Raw genomic sequence first — 17,155 nt, 5'->3', positions numbered from 1 at the left:
ATTGCATGGTCAAATTGTTAAAGAACAAACTGACTTATCGTTACCGGCGATGCCGTTGTCCGTGTCAGTGAGGTCGCATTATAGGGAGATTCTGATCGCGCGCAACCCCTAAAAATAAAAAAAACAGCAAAAACAAATCAACTGTTCACTTTACAACCACCAATAGCAAATTAGCTCGATTTTCAGGCGCAACTCACTATGAAAACCCATCTTTACCGCAACTTTGTATTGCTCCCCCCTTCCCTGCTGCGCATTCTCTCTCTTTATTTATGGCAAACAAATAAAAAAACACCGCCCGAAGGCGGTGTTCATCTTTTCATGCACTATCCGTTACTGGCGAGCAACAATATGCCCGTCTTCTGCAACTACCGTGATCGGTTTCCCTGTGGTGAGCTTGCCAGACAGAATGTCTTGCGCCAGTGGGTTTTCCACATACTGCTGAATCGCACGTTTCAATGGACGCGCCCCATATACCGGATCAAAGCCTGCTTCTGCGATCAGATCCAACGCACTTTCATCCAACGTTAGCTGATAATCACGTTCAGCAAGACGTTTCACCAAACGCGCAATCTGAATAGAGGCGATGTTCTTGATGTTTTCAGCACCCAGAGGATGGAAAACAACGGTCTCATCAACACGGTTAATGAATTCCGGGCGGAAATGCTGACCGACCACATCCATCACCATCTGCTTGATACCGGCATAATCCAGCTCACCGAAGTGTTCCTGAATACGATCCGATCCCAAGTTCGAGGTCATGATCACCACACTGTTACGGAAATCGACCGTACGGCCTTGTCCATCTGTCAGGCGACCATCATCCAGCACTTGCAACAGAATATTGAAGACATCCGGGTGTGCTTTTTCAACCTCATCCAACAGGATCACGGAATAAGGACGACGACGTACCGCTTCTGTCAGGTAACCGCCTTCTTCATAACCCACGTAACCCGGAGGCGCACCGACCAAACGTGCCACAGAGTGTTTCTCCATGAACTCGGACATATCAATCCGCACCATGGCATCATCACTGTCGAACATGAAGTTAGCCAGTGCTTTGCACAATTCGGTTTTACCGACACCGGTTGGGCCTAAGAATAAGAACGAACCGATTGGGCGATTAGGATCGGCCAAGCCGGCACGGCTACGTCGAATAGCATTGGATACCGCTTCCACCGCTTCATTTTGACCAATCACGCGCTGGTGCAGACCCACTTCCATCTGCAATAGCTTGTCACGCTCCCCTTCCAGCATCTTCGCGACCGGAATACCGGTTTGACGAGACAAGACTTCGGCAATTTCAGCATCGGTCACTTTGTTCTTCAGCAAGCTCATCTCTTGCATTTCAGCCTGCGCCGCTAAGTCGAGCTGTTTTTCCAGCTCAGGGATGCGGCCGTACTGCAATTCCGACATGCGATTTAAATCCCCCGCGCGACGGGCAATTTCCATGTCAGTACGTGCTTGCTCTAACTCTGTTTTAATGTGCTGCGTACCCGAAAGCGCCGCTTTCTCGGCATTCCACACTTCTTCCAGTTCGGCGTACTCGCGCTCTTTGGTATCCAAATCCACACGCAGATCCGCTAAGCGTTTCTGACTGGCATCATCGCTTTCTTTGACCAGCGCCTGCTGTTCAATCTTCAGCTGAATGATACGGCGCTCTAGGCGATCTAACGATTCCGGTTTGGAGTCAATCTGCATACGAATGCTGGATGCCGCTTCATCAATCAAATCGATCGCTTTATCCGGTAACTGACGATCTGAGATATAACGGTGTGACAAACTCGCCGCCGCCACAATCGCCGGATCAGTAATTTCCACGTGGTGGTGCAGCTCGTAGCGCTCTTTCAGACCACGCAAGATAGCCACGGTATCTTCTACGGTTGGCTCATCCACCAGCACTTTTTGGAAGCGTCGTTCCAGTGCCGCATCTTTTTCAATGTACTGACGGTACTCATCCAACGTGGTGGCACCGACACAGTGCAGCTCACCACGGGCCAGAGCCGGTTTGAGCATATTACCGGCATCCATCGCGCCTTCGCCTTTACCGGCGCCGACCATGGTATGGAGTTCATCAATAAAGAGGATCACACTGCCCTCTTCTTGTGACAGCTCATTCAGTACCGCTTTCAGACGCTCTTCAAATTCGCCTCGGTATTTCGCGCCGGCGATCAGTGAGCCCATATCCAACGACAGCACACGTTTATTGCGCAGCCCTTCCGGCACTTCACCATTGACGATACGCTGGGCCAAGCCTTCAACGATGGCGGTTTTACCCACCCCTGGCTCACCGATGATCACCGGGTTATTTTTGGTACGGCGTTGCAGCACCTGAATGGTACGGCGAATTTCATCGTCACGGCCGATCACCGGATCCAATTTCCCTTGCTCGGCACGTTCGGTCAGATCAATGGTGAATTTTTCCAGTGCCTGACGGTTTTGTTCCGCGTTAGGATCATCGACTTTCTGACCACCACGCACTTTCTCTATCGCCTGTTCAATTTTGTCAGCGGTCATACCTTTTGATTTCAACAACTGGCCTAATGGGCCTTTGTCATCAACGGCCGCCAGAATGAACAATTCCGATGAAATAAATTTGTCGTTACGCTTCTGTGCCAGCTTGTCGCACATGTTCAGCAACATGCCCATGCCATGTGACAATTGCACATCACCGCCGATACCGCTCACCTTCGGCAAGCGATCCAATAATTCGGCTAATCCGGAGCGCAATTGCGCCATATCGACATCCAATAATGTCAGCAACGGTCGAATTGTGCTGCCATCTTGGTTTAACAGGGCCACCATCAGGTGCGCCGGCTCGATATACTGATGGTCTCGCCCTAATGCTAGCGACTGAGCATCAGAGATCGCCATTTGGAATTTGCTAGTAAAACGGTCAAGACGCATAAGTCCTCCTCTCTATTCTGAAGATAGATATGGTGATCTCATTCTCGTTTTTCAATAGCCTGTGGCTGCTGATTGTTTAAAAATATACGTTTTGGCGATATTTCACCCTGCAAGATCGGTGTTGAATAGATAAACGGTTTGATTATAGAACGTGCATTGACAGCGTTAATCCGAATGGCGTACTATTTAACCGTACGATATTCTCTATAAAGGATCATCATTATGAACACGCAACGCCAGATCACCCGAATCATGACTCTTGCCCTGCTCATCATGCCAACGACTGTGATGGCACAACGTGATATCCAAGAACACCGTCAGGAAGCTCGCCAGGAAGCGCGTATTGAACATCGCACGGAAGAACGTATTGAGCGTCGTCGAGGCAATACCGTCCCGAATAAAGTGGTCGTGGTACACCATGCCATGCTCCGAACGGTCAGCTATAACGGTATCGTGCTGTTACAGGACACAGCGACACAGCGCTTTTATCGTGCAGACGGTGATGGCTACCGTTTATATACGGTGCCGTACGGTGCCCATGTGGTTGAACTGTCTCCGGCCAATCCCATCAACATTACCGTGCTGAACTAGGCTCTTTAAGCTGAGCACGGTTGAACTCGCCGCGCTAGCCGCCAAATAAAAAAGGGCGCATCCCCATGCAGGAATGCGCCCTTTTTACATCATCTTTTACCTTGTCGCCGTGCGATTACTGATCGCGCTCCAGCCAGATCAAACTGGCCTGACGCCCTGTCACCCCATCTCGACGATAAGAATAGAACTGGGACGGTTCGCTGAACGTACAATGTTCACCGCCATATACCGCTGTCACGCCTACAGCCTGTAAACGTTGCGTGGCCAACTGGTACAGATCCGCTAACCATTTATCGTTCGCTGAAGGCTCGATCGCCACAAAGGCTGCAGCCGCTGCGGGATCATGGGCAATAAATTGCGCCCGCACTTCTCCGCCCACTTCAAACGCGTCAGGCCCGATCGCAGGCCCTAACCACGCCATCAGTTCATCAGGAGCAGAAGAAAAACGCGCCACCGCTTGTTCGATGATGCCATCCACCAGCCCGCGCCAACCCGCATGCACTGCCGCCACCGCCGTACCGGCTTTGTCACACAACAAAACAGGCAAGCAGTCAGCCGTCATGACCGTACAGGCCAATCCGGGTTGTTCCGTAAAACTGCCATCCGCATCCGGCACATGATCCAACGGCTGAGTCAGGCTCAATACCGTGGTGCCGTGTACCTGATTCAGCCAGGCGGGTGGATCAGCTAAACCTAAGACTTGCTGTAACGTGGCACGGTTATCCGCTACCGCATTACTGTCATCCCCAACGTGCAGCCCCAGATTAAACCCCTGATAAGGTGCAACACTGCATCCTCCCTCACGGGTTGTCGTCACCGCTTTCACGGCGGCTGGTGCGGGCCAGTTAGGAACGATAAGCATCTTAGTATTCATCCTCAGCATGTGTGTCACGGTCATCACGCAGAATGTTGATCATCGCAACCATATCGATCGGCATTGCAGCACGCCATTCCATCAACTCACCGGTAATTGGGTGCTCAAGACGCAGCATACGCGCGTGCAGTGCCTGACGGTCAAACGCACGTAGCGCTTGGATCAGCTCAGGGGTCGCGTTACGTGGCGGACGTGGACGACCACCGTAGGTTGCATCCCCCACCAACGGGTGTGTCAGGTAAGCCATGTGCACACGGATCTGGTGAGTACGGCCTGTTTCCAGACGCAGCACGATACGGGTGTGATCACGGAAGTGCTCCGCCACACGGTAGTGCGTAATCGCCGGTTTGCCCATCTCATTCACCGCCATGCAGGTACGCTTGGTGGAGTGACGACCAATCGGTTTTTCTACCGTACCGCCACCGGTCATACGGCCCATTGCAATGGCTTCGTATTCACGGGTAATTTTGCGTTTTTGCAGCGCACGCACCAAACGGGTTTGCGCCTGAATGGTTTTCGCCACCACCATCAAACCGGTGGTGTCTTTATCCAGACGGTGCACGATACCTGCACGTGGCACTTCTGCCAGTTCAGGACAATGGAACAACAACGCATTCAGTACTGTGCCATCAGGCGTACCCGCACCAGGGTGAACCACGAAATCACGCGGCTTATTGATCACAATGATGTGCTCATCTTCGTAAACGATGTCCAGTGGGATGTCTTGTGCTTCCCAACGCACTTCGTCTTCGATTTCAGCGTTGATCAACAGATCTTCGCCACCCATCATTTTTGTACGTGGTTTGGTTACGACGTCCCCGTTCACCGATACCATGCCATTAAGGATCCACTCTTTAATCCGTGAGCGGGAATAATCTGGGTACAATTCAGCAATAACCTGATCGAGACGCAAGCCTAACTGGCTATCATTTACTGTATTTGTTAACTCTATCTGTTGTGCCATAGCGAACTTTTTTAAAAACCGTGGGACTAAACGTCAAACGCTGCGTAAAATAACCTAATAGTGTCATTGTATCTGTTAACGGGGCTGACCGTAATGGATCCACAGAAATAAAATTTTTATCAAGGAAGCAGACGCCACAATGAAACGCCTGACCCTCACAGCTCTTCTTGCCGTAACTCTCCTTTCAGGTTGTTCAACCACGGAAGAAGTGGTGCCGGATGTGCCACCTTCGGAACTTTACGCGACCGCTCAACAAGCGTTGCAAAACGGCAGCTGGACGACAGCAATCGAACGTCTTGAGACGCTGGATTCCCGTTACCCGTTCGGGGCCTACTCCGAGCAAGTACAGCTGGATCTGATCTATGCGTACTACAAAAACGATGACTTGGCCTTGGGCGAAGCAACCATCGATCGCTTTAACCGTTTAAACCCGGCACATGAAAAAGCGGACTGGGTACTGTACATGCGCGGCCTGACCCGTATGGCACAAGACCGCAGCTTTATGCATGACTTGTTCAATATCGACCGTCATGACCGCGATCCAGAGCCGGCACGCAAAGCGTTCCACGACTTTAAACGTCTGCTAGAGCGTTACCCGAACAGCCGTTACGCAGCCGATGCACAAGCGCGTATGGTGTTTTTGAAAAACCGCCTGGCCGATTATGAGCTGGCCACCACCGACTTTTACATTCGTCGTGGTGCTTGGGTGGCCGCGATTAACCGTGCGCAGCTGATCCAAGATGAGTTTGCCGATACGCATGCGGCCCGTGAGTCACTCAAGCTGATGGCTAAAGCGTATGAAGAGTTGGGACTGGAAACACCGCTGGACAATACGCGCCAGCTGATGACCTTGAACCCGCTTTAAGGCCATTCGCCGCTCTTGAAGTAAAGCGAGGAAGATAAGCCTCCTCCTAAGCCAAAAACAGCACAAACAAAAACAGCAGCCCGGTGGCTGCTGTTTTTTTATGTTCGGTACTTTTATGTTCGGTACATTATCTTCAGTAGGTACATTGTCTTCAGTATTTGGTCTTTAGTGATTCGATACCACGACATCATCACGTGATGCGTCATAAGAAGACGTTGATCGGCGACCTCACGGGCCATGAAGCACATCAATCATGGCTTGCTTTAGTGGTCAAAAATAACACAAGTCATTGTTATAAATCGAATAAGGTCCCTGATTAGCACCAGCCACCAGCGTTCTACCTTCCTCCATACTGCCCCAAATCCTTTCTCGACGACAAGCACTTTCTTCAAACTTTTTTGCAACAAACTAAGCCCGATCACAGAATTTTTTGTGGCGATAATTTAAACGCCCAAGCGTGACACAGATCACATTATTGTTCGCTGATTTTAGTAATCTGAAGTTAACCCAACGAAGGGTAGCAAAAGAGGAAAGATAATTATGACACTAGACATCACTGGCAAAAACCTAGATATCACCCCTGCTATCCGTGAGCGAATTGAATTTAAATTCAAGAAGTTAGAGAAGTACCAGGTACCTTTTATTGGCAAACATGCCGTCATCAGTACTGAGCCAAATCGTCAATTTAAAGTCGAGATTTCTGCTGCTATTCCGGGAGGTCAATTAGTCGCCTCAGCAGAGCATGACGATATGTACGGCGCGATCACTGAAGTGTACCAAAAACTGGAACGCCAACTTAACAAACAAGCTCACAAACCGACGGCCCGTCGCGCCAGCCACAGTGATAAGCCGGAAATCGAAGAAGTCGATGCCGCAGAAGAAACTGAAGCATAATTACGACAAGAGGATTCTCAGGGGGAGCGACTGGCTTCCCCTCACAGCCCCGCCCAGCGGGGCTGTTTAGTTTCTGCTTGACATCATTTCGCCCGCTGCATAATGTTGAGCCATATCTTACACAAAATAACCAATTCATATTCAGACACGATGCATCCACAACACCTGTTTTTCTTTCGCTTCTTTTTTATGTCACCGTAATCGGGGGCTCATCGTTACGCCAGAATAAAGCGAAAGACGAACAGAGAGCCTCCCACCTTGCGGAGGCTTTTTTGTAGGTTATAGACAGACAGGAAGCCACAATGACAGAACCACACTATTCGCTGGATGACATTCGGGAAAATGTCACCCACATTGATAATGAGATCCTCAAGCTACTGGCGGAACGCCGCCAACTCAGTTTGGCTGTCGCCAAAAGCAAAATCCAAACTGCCAAGCCAGTACGCGATCAAGAGCGTGAGCACGCCCTGTTGTTGCGCCTGATTGAACGCGGCAAAGAAGAGCAGCTCGACGCACAGTATGTCACGCAGATCTTCCATACCATCATTGAAGACTCCGTGTTGTACCAACAAGCCTATCTGCAAAAGCTCACCAATCCAGACAGCCTACAACCAACAGCACGTGTCTCCTTCTTGGGCGCCAAAGGCTCCTACTCCCATCTCGCCAGCCGCCATTACTTCAGCAAAAAGCAAACCAAACTGGTTGAGCTCAGCTGCAATACATTCCGTGATGTGTTGCATGTGGTTGAAAATGGCCATGCCGATTACGGTGTCCTGCCGATTGAAAACACCAGCTCAGGCTCCATCAATGAAGTCTATGATCTGCTGCAGCACACCAGCCTGTCGATTGTCGGTGAAATTACCGAGTCCATTGAGCACTGCCTGCTGACAGCCGTCGATACGCAACTGGAACAGATTGATACCCTCTACTCGCACCCCCAGCCTCACCAGCAGTGCAGCGAGTTCCTGCATGCCTTAGGCGGCATCAAGCAGGAATACTGCTCCAGCACCGCTGAAGCGATGCAGAAAGTGGCAGAATTAAAACAACCGAATGTGGCCGCCATCGGCAATGCCACCAGCGGTGAGTTGTATGGCTTAACCGCCCTGAAAGGCAATATCGCGAATCAGCAGGAGAACTACACCCGCTTTATCGTCGTGGCACGTAAGCCGGTCAATGTCACGCCGCTGATCCCCGCCAAAACCACTTTGATCATGTCCACCGCCCAGCAAGCGGGCTCGTTGGTGGAGTGTCTGTTGGTGCTGCGTAACCATCACATCAATATGACCAAACTGGAATCGCGTCCGGTGATTGGCAACCCGTGGGAAGAGATGTTCTACGTGGATGTGGAAGAGAACCTGAAATCGGAATTGATGCAATCGGCGCTGGAAGAGCTCACCCAACTGACGCGCTTTATCAAAGTACTGGGCTGCTACCCGAGTGAGAATGTGAAACCGACCGACGTTGAGATCTAACGCCCCTTTTCGGTTACCCCCCTACTCACACCGCAACAGCGACAAACACCGCAAACACCGCTAAGCAGGCGACACTCTTCTGCTTAGCGGCCACACCATTGTATTTCAAGGCATATCGTCTACCCTAAAGATCAATGCGGCTATGGAGGGTTCGGTATGCATCAGGATAAGATCATTGGCATTCTCACCGGCGGATTGATGGGTTCCGATCCCTATCATCCCTCGTCCTGGTCAGGCAGCTCTGCCTCCTTTTTCCATGAGCTCAATCGCCAACAACGCTTAGCCTATGCGTTTGGCCCTGAACTGAGTCGCTGGTATTACTATCGCCGTTTTGCCGGTTGCCTGCATTACAACAAGGAAGTGTGGAAGCGTAAGCTCTATATGAGCAAAGCCTATCGCGATGATCTGACAGACAAAGCCCGCCAACTGGCGCACTTACACCAAATACAGCACGCCCAATCCGCCTCTCCCCCTGACCATGCTGTGGTGCAACTCGGCGCCTACATGAATGCCCGTGAGATCTACGGCAACAAGATGCCAATTTTCAGCTATCAGGATGGCAATATCGCCGAGCGGCAAACCTCCAGCTTTACGCCCAAAGCACTCCGCGCACAGAAAACGCTGTTTGCGGAAGCCATCGCGTATGAAAAGAAAGTCGCCCATGACATGGATTTGATTTTCACTACCAGCGAATACTTGCGCCAATCCTTCATCGATCATTATCAGCTGCCGCCCGCTCGCGTGGTGAATATCGACATGGGCACCAACCTGTCGCCGTTTGAACACATCACCAGCCAGCAGAAAGACTACCGCCGCAAAGACATTCTCTTTATCGGGAAAAGTGACTTTTTACGTAAAGGCACCGATCTGGCGATTCAGGCTTTTGAAATTGTGCAGCAAACCTATCCGCAGGCCATCCTGCACTTGGTCGGGCCGGAGGTGAAACACCAACGCCGCTACCCCAACCCGAATATTCATTTTCATGGCCTGTTGTCGAAAAACAACCCCCAGCATTTAAAGACGCTGGAAAGCCTGTTCCAGCATTGCGCGATCTACATTCAACCGTCACGGTACGAGCCTTTTGGGATTGCCCCGATTGAAGCCATGATGCATGGCATACCAGCCGTGGTCACCGGAGAATGGGCACTGAAAGACAGTGTGATTGATGGTGTGACAGGGGCACATGCCAAGCTCAATGACGCGCAAGACTTGGCCTCAAAAATGCTGCAGCTGTTACAAAACCCGCAACTGGCACAGATGGGCGCGCAAGCACAAGAATGGGCAAAGGGACATTTCAGCTGGGAGAAAACCGTTTCTTCGCTGTTGGCACATATTGATAATCACCCACCTAAAGCCGCGCTGCATGCCAAGCCCGTTAGAGGTGCCAAGAGTTCAGCCCAGAAAGTCAGTCACGAAATAAGCAGGTAAGCAGGTAAGCAGGTAAGCAGGTAAGCAGGTAAGCAGAAAATAACACTGGGGTGATCCCACCCCAGTCTTTAATGTTGCATGAAACGCGTCATGCACGGTGCGTCGAGTCGTTCGCCTGTCTAAGCAATCCCTGGCTCTCGACTAAAAAATGCTGAGCATAGTCACCAAACCAATTTTCAACCCGGCCAAACGCTTGTTTGAAGGTCTCTTTGTCTTGGTTATCCAGCATCTCGATCGCTTCACCGAAGCGTTGATGGAAACGTTTGATCATGTCGATGTTCTGTGGCGACGACATAATAATGTCCGCATACAACTGCGCATCCTGAGCAAACAGACGCCCGACCATCGCCAGCTCCAGACGGTAGATCGGCGAGCTCAGCGACATCAGTTGCTCCAGCTTCGGATCTTCTTCTGCCAAATGTACCCCATAGGCAAACGAGGTGAAGTGACGCAGCGCCTGAATCAAGGTCATGCCCTGATCGTGCTCAATGGCACTGATACGGTTTAACGTCGCGCCCCAAATCTGGAACTGCTCCAGCAACCACTGGTAGCTTTCCGGATTGCGGCCATCACAGTAGGCCACCACCTGCTTGGCGAGGCTGGCAATGTCCGGACCAAACATCGGGTGTAACCCCACAACTGGCCCGTTGTGCACTTCCAGCATGGCTTGCAGCGGCCCACTCTTCACCGACGTGAGATCCGCCAGAATACAATCTTCCGGCAAGTTGCTCAGACGGCGAATGATGTCTTCGGTCTGGTTGATCGGCACCGATACCACCACCATACCGGCATCGGCCAGAATCTCATCGGCGAGATCCCAGTCTTGGCTGCCCAGCTTGCGCACTTCATAGCCCGACAAACTGAACAAACGGCAGAACAAGCTGCCCAATTGGCCATAACCGCCGACCACCACAATCGGACGCAGTGTCGGGTTCAGGCACTTAAAGCCGGAATCATTTTCACTGGCGTACGACTCGCGCATAGTGCGGCGCAAAATATCTTCAATCAGATCCGGCGGCACACCTTGCTGCTCGGCTTCCTGACGACGCGAGGCCAACATAGCCGCCTCACGATCCGGGGCGTAGATAGGCAAGCCATGCTGACTTTTTACATGCCCGACTTCTTCCACTAATGCCAAACGGCGGGCTAGCAGCGCCACCATTTGTTTATCGACATCATCTATCTGATCTCGTAATTTACTCAGTTCGGCAACCATTGATCGGCTCTCTGCTCTCTCTTCACTTGCTCGGTTAATCCAGTCGTTGCTGTAGGAACGGCGTCAGCTCCTGATGAGCCTGACGTAGCAAGGTCTGCGTATTCTCCCAGCTGATACAGGCATCGGTGATCGACACCCCGTACGCCATCTCTGCCCGTGGCAGATCCGCACTCAGGCTCCCTTCATTCAGATGGCTTTCCAGCATCAGGCCAATGATGGAGGTATTGCCTTCTCGGATCTGATGGAAAACATCGGCAGCCACCAGCGGCTGGCGTCGGTAATCTTTCCGGGAGTTAGCGTGACTACAGTCTACCATCAGCGACGGCGAAAGGCCTGATGCTTTCATCTCGTTTTCACATTCCGTCACCGAGACCGAATCGTAGTTGGTCTGCTTACCGCCACGCAAAATCACGTGGCCGTCAGGGTTGCCTTCGGTATTGAGCAGCGCGACCTGACCATCACGGTTGATCCCCATAAAACGGTGACCGGATGCCGCCGCCTGCATCGCATTGATCGCGGTGCCCAGGCTGCCATCGGTGCCGTTTTTAAAGCCCACCGGCATCGACAAGCCGCTGGCCATTTCACGGTGGGTTTGTGATTCGGTGGTACGGGCACCAATCGCCGCCCAGCTAAACAGATCACCAATATACTGCGGGCTGATCGGATCCAAGGCTTCGGTCGCCAGCGGGATCCCCATTTCCACCAAATCAATCAGCAGTTGGCGGGCAATGTGCAGCCCTTCCTCCACTTCAAACGAACCATCAAGATGCGGATCATTGATCAGGCCTTTCCAGCCCACCGTGGTACGCGGCTTTTCAAAGTACACTCGCATCACAATGTAGAGTTGATCCTGCAGCTCTTCCGACAGAGCTTTCAGCTTCACGGCGTATTCTTTCGCCGCTTCAATATCGTGGATCGAACACGGTCCACACACCACAAGCAGGCGGTGATCGCGTTTATGAATAATGTCAGCAATGGTCTGGCGTGACTCGCGCACAAATTCCAGTGCCGTGTCACTGACGGGCAGTTTGTCACGCAGCTGCTGCGGCGTGATCAGGACGGATTCATTTTCGATATGGACATTATTGAGCGAATCTTTTTGCATACGGGCTTCCCTGTAAATCAATAAATACAAAACCGTGAACGAAGAACAGGATCTCCCTGTTGATGGTCAAACCATAACAAGGATTTCACGATCATTGCAAGGCAGTGTAAACAAAAAACACCAATCGTAAATTAAAGTTTACATCAAATGTGTTTTGGCGATATTTCAGAAAGCCAGTTACCATAGTGTGATTCCCTACAAGCCGATATCACCTCAATGGAACTGATCTTCTCGTTACTGCAACAACTGAGTGTTTACTTAGTGCTGGCCTACCTGCTGAGTAAGACGCCGCTGTTTATGCCGATCACCTCGGTCTCCGGCCGACTGTCCCAACGCTTTGCCTGCTACATTCTTTTTTCACTCTTTTGTATTTTAGGCACGTATTTCGGATTACACATTGAAGATGCCATCGCGAACACCCGCGCCATCGGTGCCGTCATGGGCGGCTTACTGGGCGGGCCTGTAGTGGGGTTTGCGGTTGGCCTGACCGGTGGCCTGCACCGTTACAGTCTTGGTGGATTTACGGATGTGGCTTGTGCGATCTCGACCACCGCTGAAGGGTTAATTGGCGGCCTGATGCACAGCTATTACCTGCGCCGTGGCCAGGTGGATCAAATATTCAAACCCTCTGTCGTACTGGGTATTACCTTGGTGGCGGAAATTGTCCAGATGGGGATCATTTTGCTGGTTGCCGATCCGTTCAGCCAAGCCTTACAACTGGTCAGCGCCATTGCCCTACCAATGGTGATTGCCAACTCCATTGGTGCGGCGCTGTTCATGAGCATCATTCAGGACAGAAAAACCATCTACGAAAAATATTCGGCCGCCTTTTCCAGCCGCGCCCTGAAAATTGCCCAGCGCTCGGTAGGGATCCTCAGCCAAGGCTTTGATGAGGTCACCACCAAGAAAATCGCCCAAATCGTGTATGAAGAAACCGGTGTCGGTGCGGTTGCCATTACTGATCGGGAAAAGATTCTGGCCTTCATTGGGATTGGCGATGATCACCACCAGCCCGGCACCCCGATTTCATCCGGCTATACCCGCCGCGCCATCGACGGCTGCGAATTGATCTATGCCGACGGCTACGAGATGCCTTATCAGTGCTCGCTGCATGACAAATGCAAACTGGGCTCGGCCTTGGTGATCCCGCTTGTGGGCGGTAACAATGAAGTACTGGGCACCATCAAGTTGTATGAGCCCAAGCGCAAACTGTTTTCTACCGTGAACCTGACCCTTGGCGAAGGCATCGCTAAATTACTGTCCAACCAGATCCTGACCGGTCGTTATATCCAGCAACAAAATTTGCTGACACAGGCCGAACTGCGCCTGCTGCAAGCACAAGTCAATCCGCATTTTCTGTTCAACGCGCTCAATACCATCAGTGCAGTGATCCGCCGAGACCCGGACAAGGCCCGCCGCTTGATCCAGCATCTGTCGCAGTTTTTCCGCCGCAACCTCAAACAAAATATTGAAACCGTCACCCTGCAGGAAGAACTACAACACGTGAATGCCTATCTCGAAATCGAGTTGGCCCGATTCTCAGACCGGTTGCAGGTTGTGATAAATGTCAGCCCAGAGCTGCTACACCACCCTTTGCCGACATTTACCTTGCAGCCTTTGGTAGAAAACGCCATCAAACACGGTACATCCTCACTGTTGGAAGATGGTAAAATCACCATTAATGGCTATGTGCAAGACAACGACATGATCCTAGAAGTGGAAGACAATGCCGGGAACTATCAAGAGACCGATCCCCTCGCATCAGCCAGCACCACAGAACCGGAAGACAAAGAACACGGCCTTGGCATGAAAATTGTCGATAAGCGCCTGAAAAACCGCTTTGGTAAACAGTACGGGCTGACCATGAGTTATCAGCCTCAATTATGGACACGCGCCACCATTCGCATGCCTTTCACGCATGCCACAACCCCACGTAAGGAGAACACGCTGCATGATTAACGCCCTCGTCATTGATGATGAACGATATGCCCGCGAAGAGTTGATGGATCTGTTGGAAGAAAGCGGCAAAGTGAACGTGATCGGCGAATGCAGCAATGCCATTGAGGCCCTGAAAAAAATCAACACGCTCAAACCGGATGCGATTTTTCTCGATATCCAGATGCCGCAGATCACCGGCATCGAACTGCTGAGCATGCTCGATCCGGACACTATGCCCAAAGTGGTGTTTGTCACCGCCTATGACGACTACGCCCTGCAGGCGTTTGAAGATAATGCATTTGATTACCTGCTCAAACCGGTTGAACCGGCACGTCTGGAGAAAACCCTCAAGCGCTTAACCCGTGAATGCCAGCCGGTTGATTACGCGCCGCTGGTCAGTGACATGCTGGAGCTGATCCCGTGCACCGGTCATAACCGCATTATCTTGCTGCGTCCGGCCGAGATTGAAACCGCTTACTCGGATCTGTCCGGCGTGCATGTGGTGAGTAAGACCAGCAAAGCAACGACTCAGCTGACCCTTAAAACACTGGAAGAGAAAACACCGTTGATCCGCTGTCACCGCCAGTACCTGATCCACCCGCAGGCGATCCGTGAAATCAAACTGCTAGAAAATGGCTTGGCGGAGATCACCACCCAAAGCCACCATCAGGTGCCGGTCAGTCGCCGTTATCTCAAAGAGCTCAAAGATCGCTTTGGTCTGAACTAAGCCGACAGCCTCTTTTCTCTTCGTCATACGACGCTTACGTCGCACCGCCTCTTTCATCATGCGACTTTACGCCATACCACAGCGCCCCCGTCGTTAACGGGGGCCGACACACGATGCCTTCTCCCTATACTTTCTTCCCATCCCCTAACCAGCTATTAGCGTAAACGTCTATTGGCGCAATCAGCAGGTATGCCGTGATCACATTTTCAGAATAATCTTCGCAAACGTTACCGCTCGGAAAAAGTAGCGTTATAGCACGGAAAAACCGCTTAATAGTCATATCGACCACTCACACCGCTATAACGCCACTCACTCTCTTAGCGGATGATTATTGCTCCTAAATCATTACCATGGCATGTATCAAAAGAAGCATTGCGCCGATTGCCGTGGTGTCAGGCAAGGAACGCAATTCAACCCACTACCAAGGAAAAGAGAGATAAGCATATGGCTTGGTTTCTAATGTGTGTCGCAGCACTCGTCGGTGGCTATTTCATCTACGGTGCCTTTGTTGAGAAAGTCTTCGGTATTAACGAAAACCGTAAAACACCGGCTTACACCAAAAATGACGGCGTGGACTACGTGCCGATGTCTAACAAGAAGGTGTACCTGGTACAGCTATTGAACATTGCCGGTGTTGGCCCAATCTTCGGCCCAATCATGGGTGCGCTATACGGTCCGGCTGCGATGCTGTGGATTGTCCTAGGCTGTGTGTTCGCCGGTGCGGTACACGACTACTTCTCAGGCATGCTCTCTGTGCGTAACGGCGGCGCCTCTGTACCAAGCATTACCGGTCGCTACCTGGGCAACGGTGCAAAACACTTTATGAATATTTTTGCTATCGTGCTGTTGCTATTGGTGGGTGTGGTGTTCGTTTCAGCGCCTGCGGGCATGATCACCAACCTGGTGAATGAGCAGACCGACATCGGCCTGTCGATGACCACCATGGTTGTTGTGATTTTCGCTTACTACATTCTGGCGACGATTGTCCCTGTCGATAAAATCATCGGCCGTTTCTACCCGTTCTTCGGTGCACTGTTGATCTTCATGTCTGTCGGTCTTATCACTGCAATGGCGTTCTCTAGCGAGCACTCACTGCTAGCGGGCTACGAGATGAGCCAGATGTTCACTAACATGAACCCGAACGATCTACCACTATGGCCAGCCCTGTTCATCACCATTGCTTGTGGTGCGATTTCAGGCTTCCACGCAACACAGTCTCCGCTGATGGCGCGTTGTATGGAAAATGAAAAGAACGGCCGCTTCGTTTTCTACGGTGCAATGATCGGTGAAGGTGTGATTGCCCTGATTTGGTGTGCGGTTGCCCTGTCTTTCTTCGGCTCAGTAGAAGGTCTGAACGAAGCGGTTGCTAACGGCGGTCCGGGTAACGTGGTATACACGGCATCTATGGGTCTACTGGGTGTGTTCGGCGGTATCATTGCCTTCCTGGGTGTGGTTATCCTGCCAATCACATCAGGTGATACAGCATTCCGTTCAAGCCGTCTGATCCTGGCTGAATACTTCAACATGGAGCAGAAAACCCTGCGTAACCGTCTGCTAATGGCTGTACCGCTATTCGTAGTGGGTGGCATTCTGACTCAGGTTGACTTCGCAATTATCTGGCGTTACTTCGGCTTTGCAAACCAAGCAACCGCAGTGATGATGCTGTGGACCGCATCGGCTTACCTGCTGCGCCACAACAAACTGCACTGGATCACAACAGTACCGGCTATCTTCATGACCACGGTATGTATTACCTTCATCCTGAATAACAGCCAGCTAGGCTTCGGTCTGCCAATGACCCTGTCTACCGCAGCGGGCCTTATCAGTGCCTTCGGTATCACAGCTCTGATCATCAAGCGCTCAAAAGGCAAAGGTGAAACCGACCTGGCCGATGAAGAAAGCGGCGAGCTAGAAGCAGCAAAATAATCGGTGAAAGCCACTGAATCGAAAAACCAGCCTACGGGCTGGTTTTTTTATGGCTGGGGAAAGCAGGGGCGAGTACCTAGGGACGGGTCACGCTTCGCTCCGAGTAAGAGCAAAATCAAAATCATTTGTGGTCCTGTGGTCCTGTGGTCCTGTGGTCCTGTGGTCCTGTGGTCCTGTGGTCCTGTGGTCCTGTGGTCCTGTGGTCCTGTGGTCCTGTGGTCCTGTGGTCCTGTGGTCCTGTGGGCCTGTGG

Annotated in this window: 13 protein-coding genes and 1 other annotated feature; of the genes, 8 read left to right on the top strand and 5 right to left on the bottom strand. The window is 51.5% G+C overall.

Translation table 11 applies throughout. The annotated features are described in order from the left end of the window. Positions 1-330 precede the first annotated feature (330 nt). On the bottom strand, positions 331-2,904 hold the full coding sequence (clpB, locus tag ABT58_RS19555) for an ATP-dependent chaperone ClpB (RefSeq protein ID WP_047876142.1): 2,574 nt from the start codon (positions 2,902-2,904) through the stop codon (positions 331-333). Between the two features lie 222 nt (positions 2,905-3,126). Between clpB and ABT58_RS19550 the strand changes: the two genes are divergently transcribed. Then, positions 3,127-3,495, top strand: coding sequence for a hypothetical protein (locus ABT58_RS19550; RefSeq protein ID WP_047876141.1), 369 nt, complete (start codon positions 3,127-3,129; stop codon positions 3,493-3,495). Between the two features lie 115 nt (positions 3,496-3,610). Here the strand turns inward: ABT58_RS19550 and pgeF are convergent, their stop codons facing one another. Then, entirely contained in the window at positions 3,611-4,357 is a 747-nt protein-coding gene (gene pgeF / locus ABT58_RS19545; protein ID WP_047876140.1) for a peptidoglycan editing factor PgeF, read from the bottom strand. 1 nt (position 4,358) lies between these two features. Then, the gene (rluD, locus tag ABT58_RS19540) at positions 4,359-5,333 is read right to left on the bottom strand and encodes a 23S rRNA pseudouridine(1911/1915/1917) synthase RluD (RefSeq protein WP_047876139.1); all 975 of its coding nucleotides are present in this window, start codon (positions 5,331-5,333) and stop codon (positions 4,359-4,361) included. Positions 5,334-5,472: 139 nt separating this feature from the next. Here rluD and bamD point away from each other — a divergent pair, with 139 nt between their 5' ends. The 4 genes from bamD (at position 5,473) to ABT58_RS19520 (ending at position 9,992) form a co-directional block, all read left to right on the top strand. Continuing rightward, positions 5,473-6,198, top strand: a complete 726-nt coding sequence (gene bamD, locus ABT58_RS19535) for an outer membrane protein assembly factor BamD (protein WP_047876138.1) — start codon at positions 5,473-5,475, stop codon at positions 6,196-6,198. 540 nt (positions 6,199-6,738) lie between these two features. Beyond that, positions 6,739-7,092: a ribosome hibernation-promoting factor, HPF/YfiA family gene (gene hpf, locus ABT58_RS19530; protein WP_047876137.1), complete on the top strand. Its 354-nt coding sequence runs from the start codon at positions 6,739-6,741 to the stop codon at positions 7,090-7,092. A 153-nt stretch (positions 7,093-7,245) separates the two neighbouring features. Beyond that, positions 7,246-7,369, top strand: a sequence feature (Phe leader region). A gap of 25 nt (positions 7,370-7,394) precedes the next feature. Continuing rightward, positions 7,395-8,564: a prephenate dehydratase gene (gene pheA, locus ABT58_RS19525; RefSeq protein WP_047876136.1), complete on the top strand. Its 1,170-nt coding sequence runs from the start codon at positions 7,395-7,397 to the stop codon at positions 8,562-8,564. Between the two features lie 156 nt (positions 8,565-8,720). After that, a complete protein-coding gene (locus ABT58_RS19520; protein ID WP_047876135.1) occupies positions 8,721-9,992 on the top strand; it encodes a glycosyltransferase family 4 protein in 1,272 nt (423 codons plus the stop codon). An 88-nt stretch (positions 9,993-10,080) separates the two neighbouring features. Here the strand turns inward: ABT58_RS19520 and tyrA are convergent, their stop codons facing one another. Both tyrA and ABT58_RS19510 read right to left on the bottom strand, forming a co-directional pair. After that, a complete protein-coding gene (gene tyrA / locus ABT58_RS19515) occupies positions 10,081-11,208 on the bottom strand; it encodes a bifunctional chorismate mutase/prephenate dehydrogenase (RefSeq protein ID WP_047876134.1) in 1,128 nt (375 codons plus the stop codon). A gap of 34 nt (positions 11,209-11,242) precedes the next feature. Beyond that, on the bottom strand, positions 11,243-12,313 hold the full coding sequence (locus ABT58_RS19510) for a 3-deoxy-7-phosphoheptulonate synthase (RefSeq protein ID WP_047876133.1): 1,071 nt from the start codon (positions 12,311-12,313) through the stop codon (positions 11,243-11,245). Positions 12,314-12,529: 216 nt separating this feature from the next. On the opposite strand from ABT58_RS19510, the gene ABT58_RS19505 reads away from it, so the two are divergent. From ABT58_RS19505 to ABT58_RS19495, 3 genes are all read left to right on the top strand, one after another. Then, the gene (locus ABT58_RS19505; RefSeq protein ID WP_047876132.1) at positions 12,530-14,272 is read left to right on the top strand and encodes a sensor histidine kinase; all 1,743 of its coding nucleotides are present in this window, start codon (positions 12,530-12,532) and stop codon (positions 14,270-14,272) included. Further along, complete coding sequence (gene btsR / locus ABT58_RS19500; protein ID WP_047876131.1) at positions 14,265-14,978, top strand: two-component system response regulator BtsR; 714 nt, start codon at positions 14,265-14,267, stop codon at positions 14,976-14,978. Before ABT58_RS19505 ends, btsR begins: the two co-directional genes overlap by 8 nt. A 444-nt stretch (positions 14,979-15,422) precedes the next feature. Continuing rightward, the gene (locus ABT58_RS19495; RefSeq protein WP_047876130.1) at positions 15,423-16,904 is read left to right on the top strand and encodes a carbon starvation CstA family protein; all 1,482 of its coding nucleotides are present in this window, start codon (positions 15,423-15,425) and stop codon (positions 16,902-16,904) included. The last annotated feature ends 251 nt before the right edge of the window (positions 16,905-17,155 follow it).

Origin of the sequence: Photobacterium aphoticum, assembly GCF_001029435.1 — a bacterium.
Lineage (GTDB): Bacteria > Pseudomonadota > Gammaproteobacteria > Enterobacterales > Vibrionaceae > Photobacterium > Photobacterium aphoticum.
The sequence above is the reverse complement of the archived record's forward strand: the minus strand, read 5'-3'. Positions and strand labels throughout refer to the sequence as shown.

What these genes read in the sequence shown, in the direction of transcription:
- clpB (WP_047876142.1), bottom strand. Translation starts at nt 2,904, where the DNA reads ATGCGTCTTGACCGTTTTACTAGCAAATTCCAAATGGCGATCTCTGAT.
- ABT58_RS19550 (WP_047876141.1), top strand. Translation starts at nt 3,127, where the DNA reads ATGAACACGCAACGCCAGATCACCCGAATCATGACTCTTGCCCTGCTC.
- pgeF (WP_047876140.1), bottom strand. Translation starts at nt 4,357, where the DNA reads ATGCTTATCGTTCCTAACTGGCCCGCACCAGCCGCCGTGAAAGCGGTG.
- rluD (WP_047876139.1), bottom strand. Translation starts at nt 5,333, where the DNA reads ATGGCACAACAGATAGAGTTAACAAATACAGTAAATGATAGCCAGTTA.
- bamD (WP_047876138.1), top strand. Translation starts at nt 5,473, where the DNA reads ATGAAACGCCTGACCCTCACAGCTCTTCTTGCCGTAACTCTCCTTTCA.
- hpf (WP_047876137.1), top strand. Translation starts at nt 6,739, where the DNA reads ATGACACTAGACATCACTGGCAAAAACCTAGATATCACCCCTGCTATC.
- pheA (WP_047876136.1), top strand. Translation starts at nt 7,395, where the DNA reads ATGACAGAACCACACTATTCGCTGGATGACATTCGGGAAAATGTCACC.
- ABT58_RS19520 (WP_047876135.1), top strand. Translation starts at nt 8,721, where the DNA reads ATGCATCAGGATAAGATCATTGGCATTCTCACCGGCGGATTGATGGGT.
- tyrA (WP_047876134.1), bottom strand. Translation starts at nt 11,208, where the DNA reads ATGGTTGCCGAACTGAGTAAATTACGAGATCAGATAGATGATGTCGAT.
- ABT58_RS19510 (WP_047876133.1), bottom strand. Translation starts at nt 12,313, where the DNA reads ATGCAAAAAGATTCGCTCAATAATGTCCATATCGAAAATGAATCCGTC.
- ABT58_RS19505 (WP_047876132.1), top strand. Translation starts at nt 12,530, where the DNA reads ATGGAACTGATCTTCTCGTTACTGCAACAACTGAGTGTTTACTTAGTG.
- btsR (WP_047876131.1), top strand. Translation starts at nt 14,265, where the DNA reads ATGATTAACGCCCTCGTCATTGATGATGAACGATATGCCCGCGAAGAG.
- ABT58_RS19495 (WP_047876130.1), top strand. Translation starts at nt 15,423, where the DNA reads ATGGCTTGGTTTCTAATGTGTGTCGCAGCACTCGTCGGTGGCTATTTC.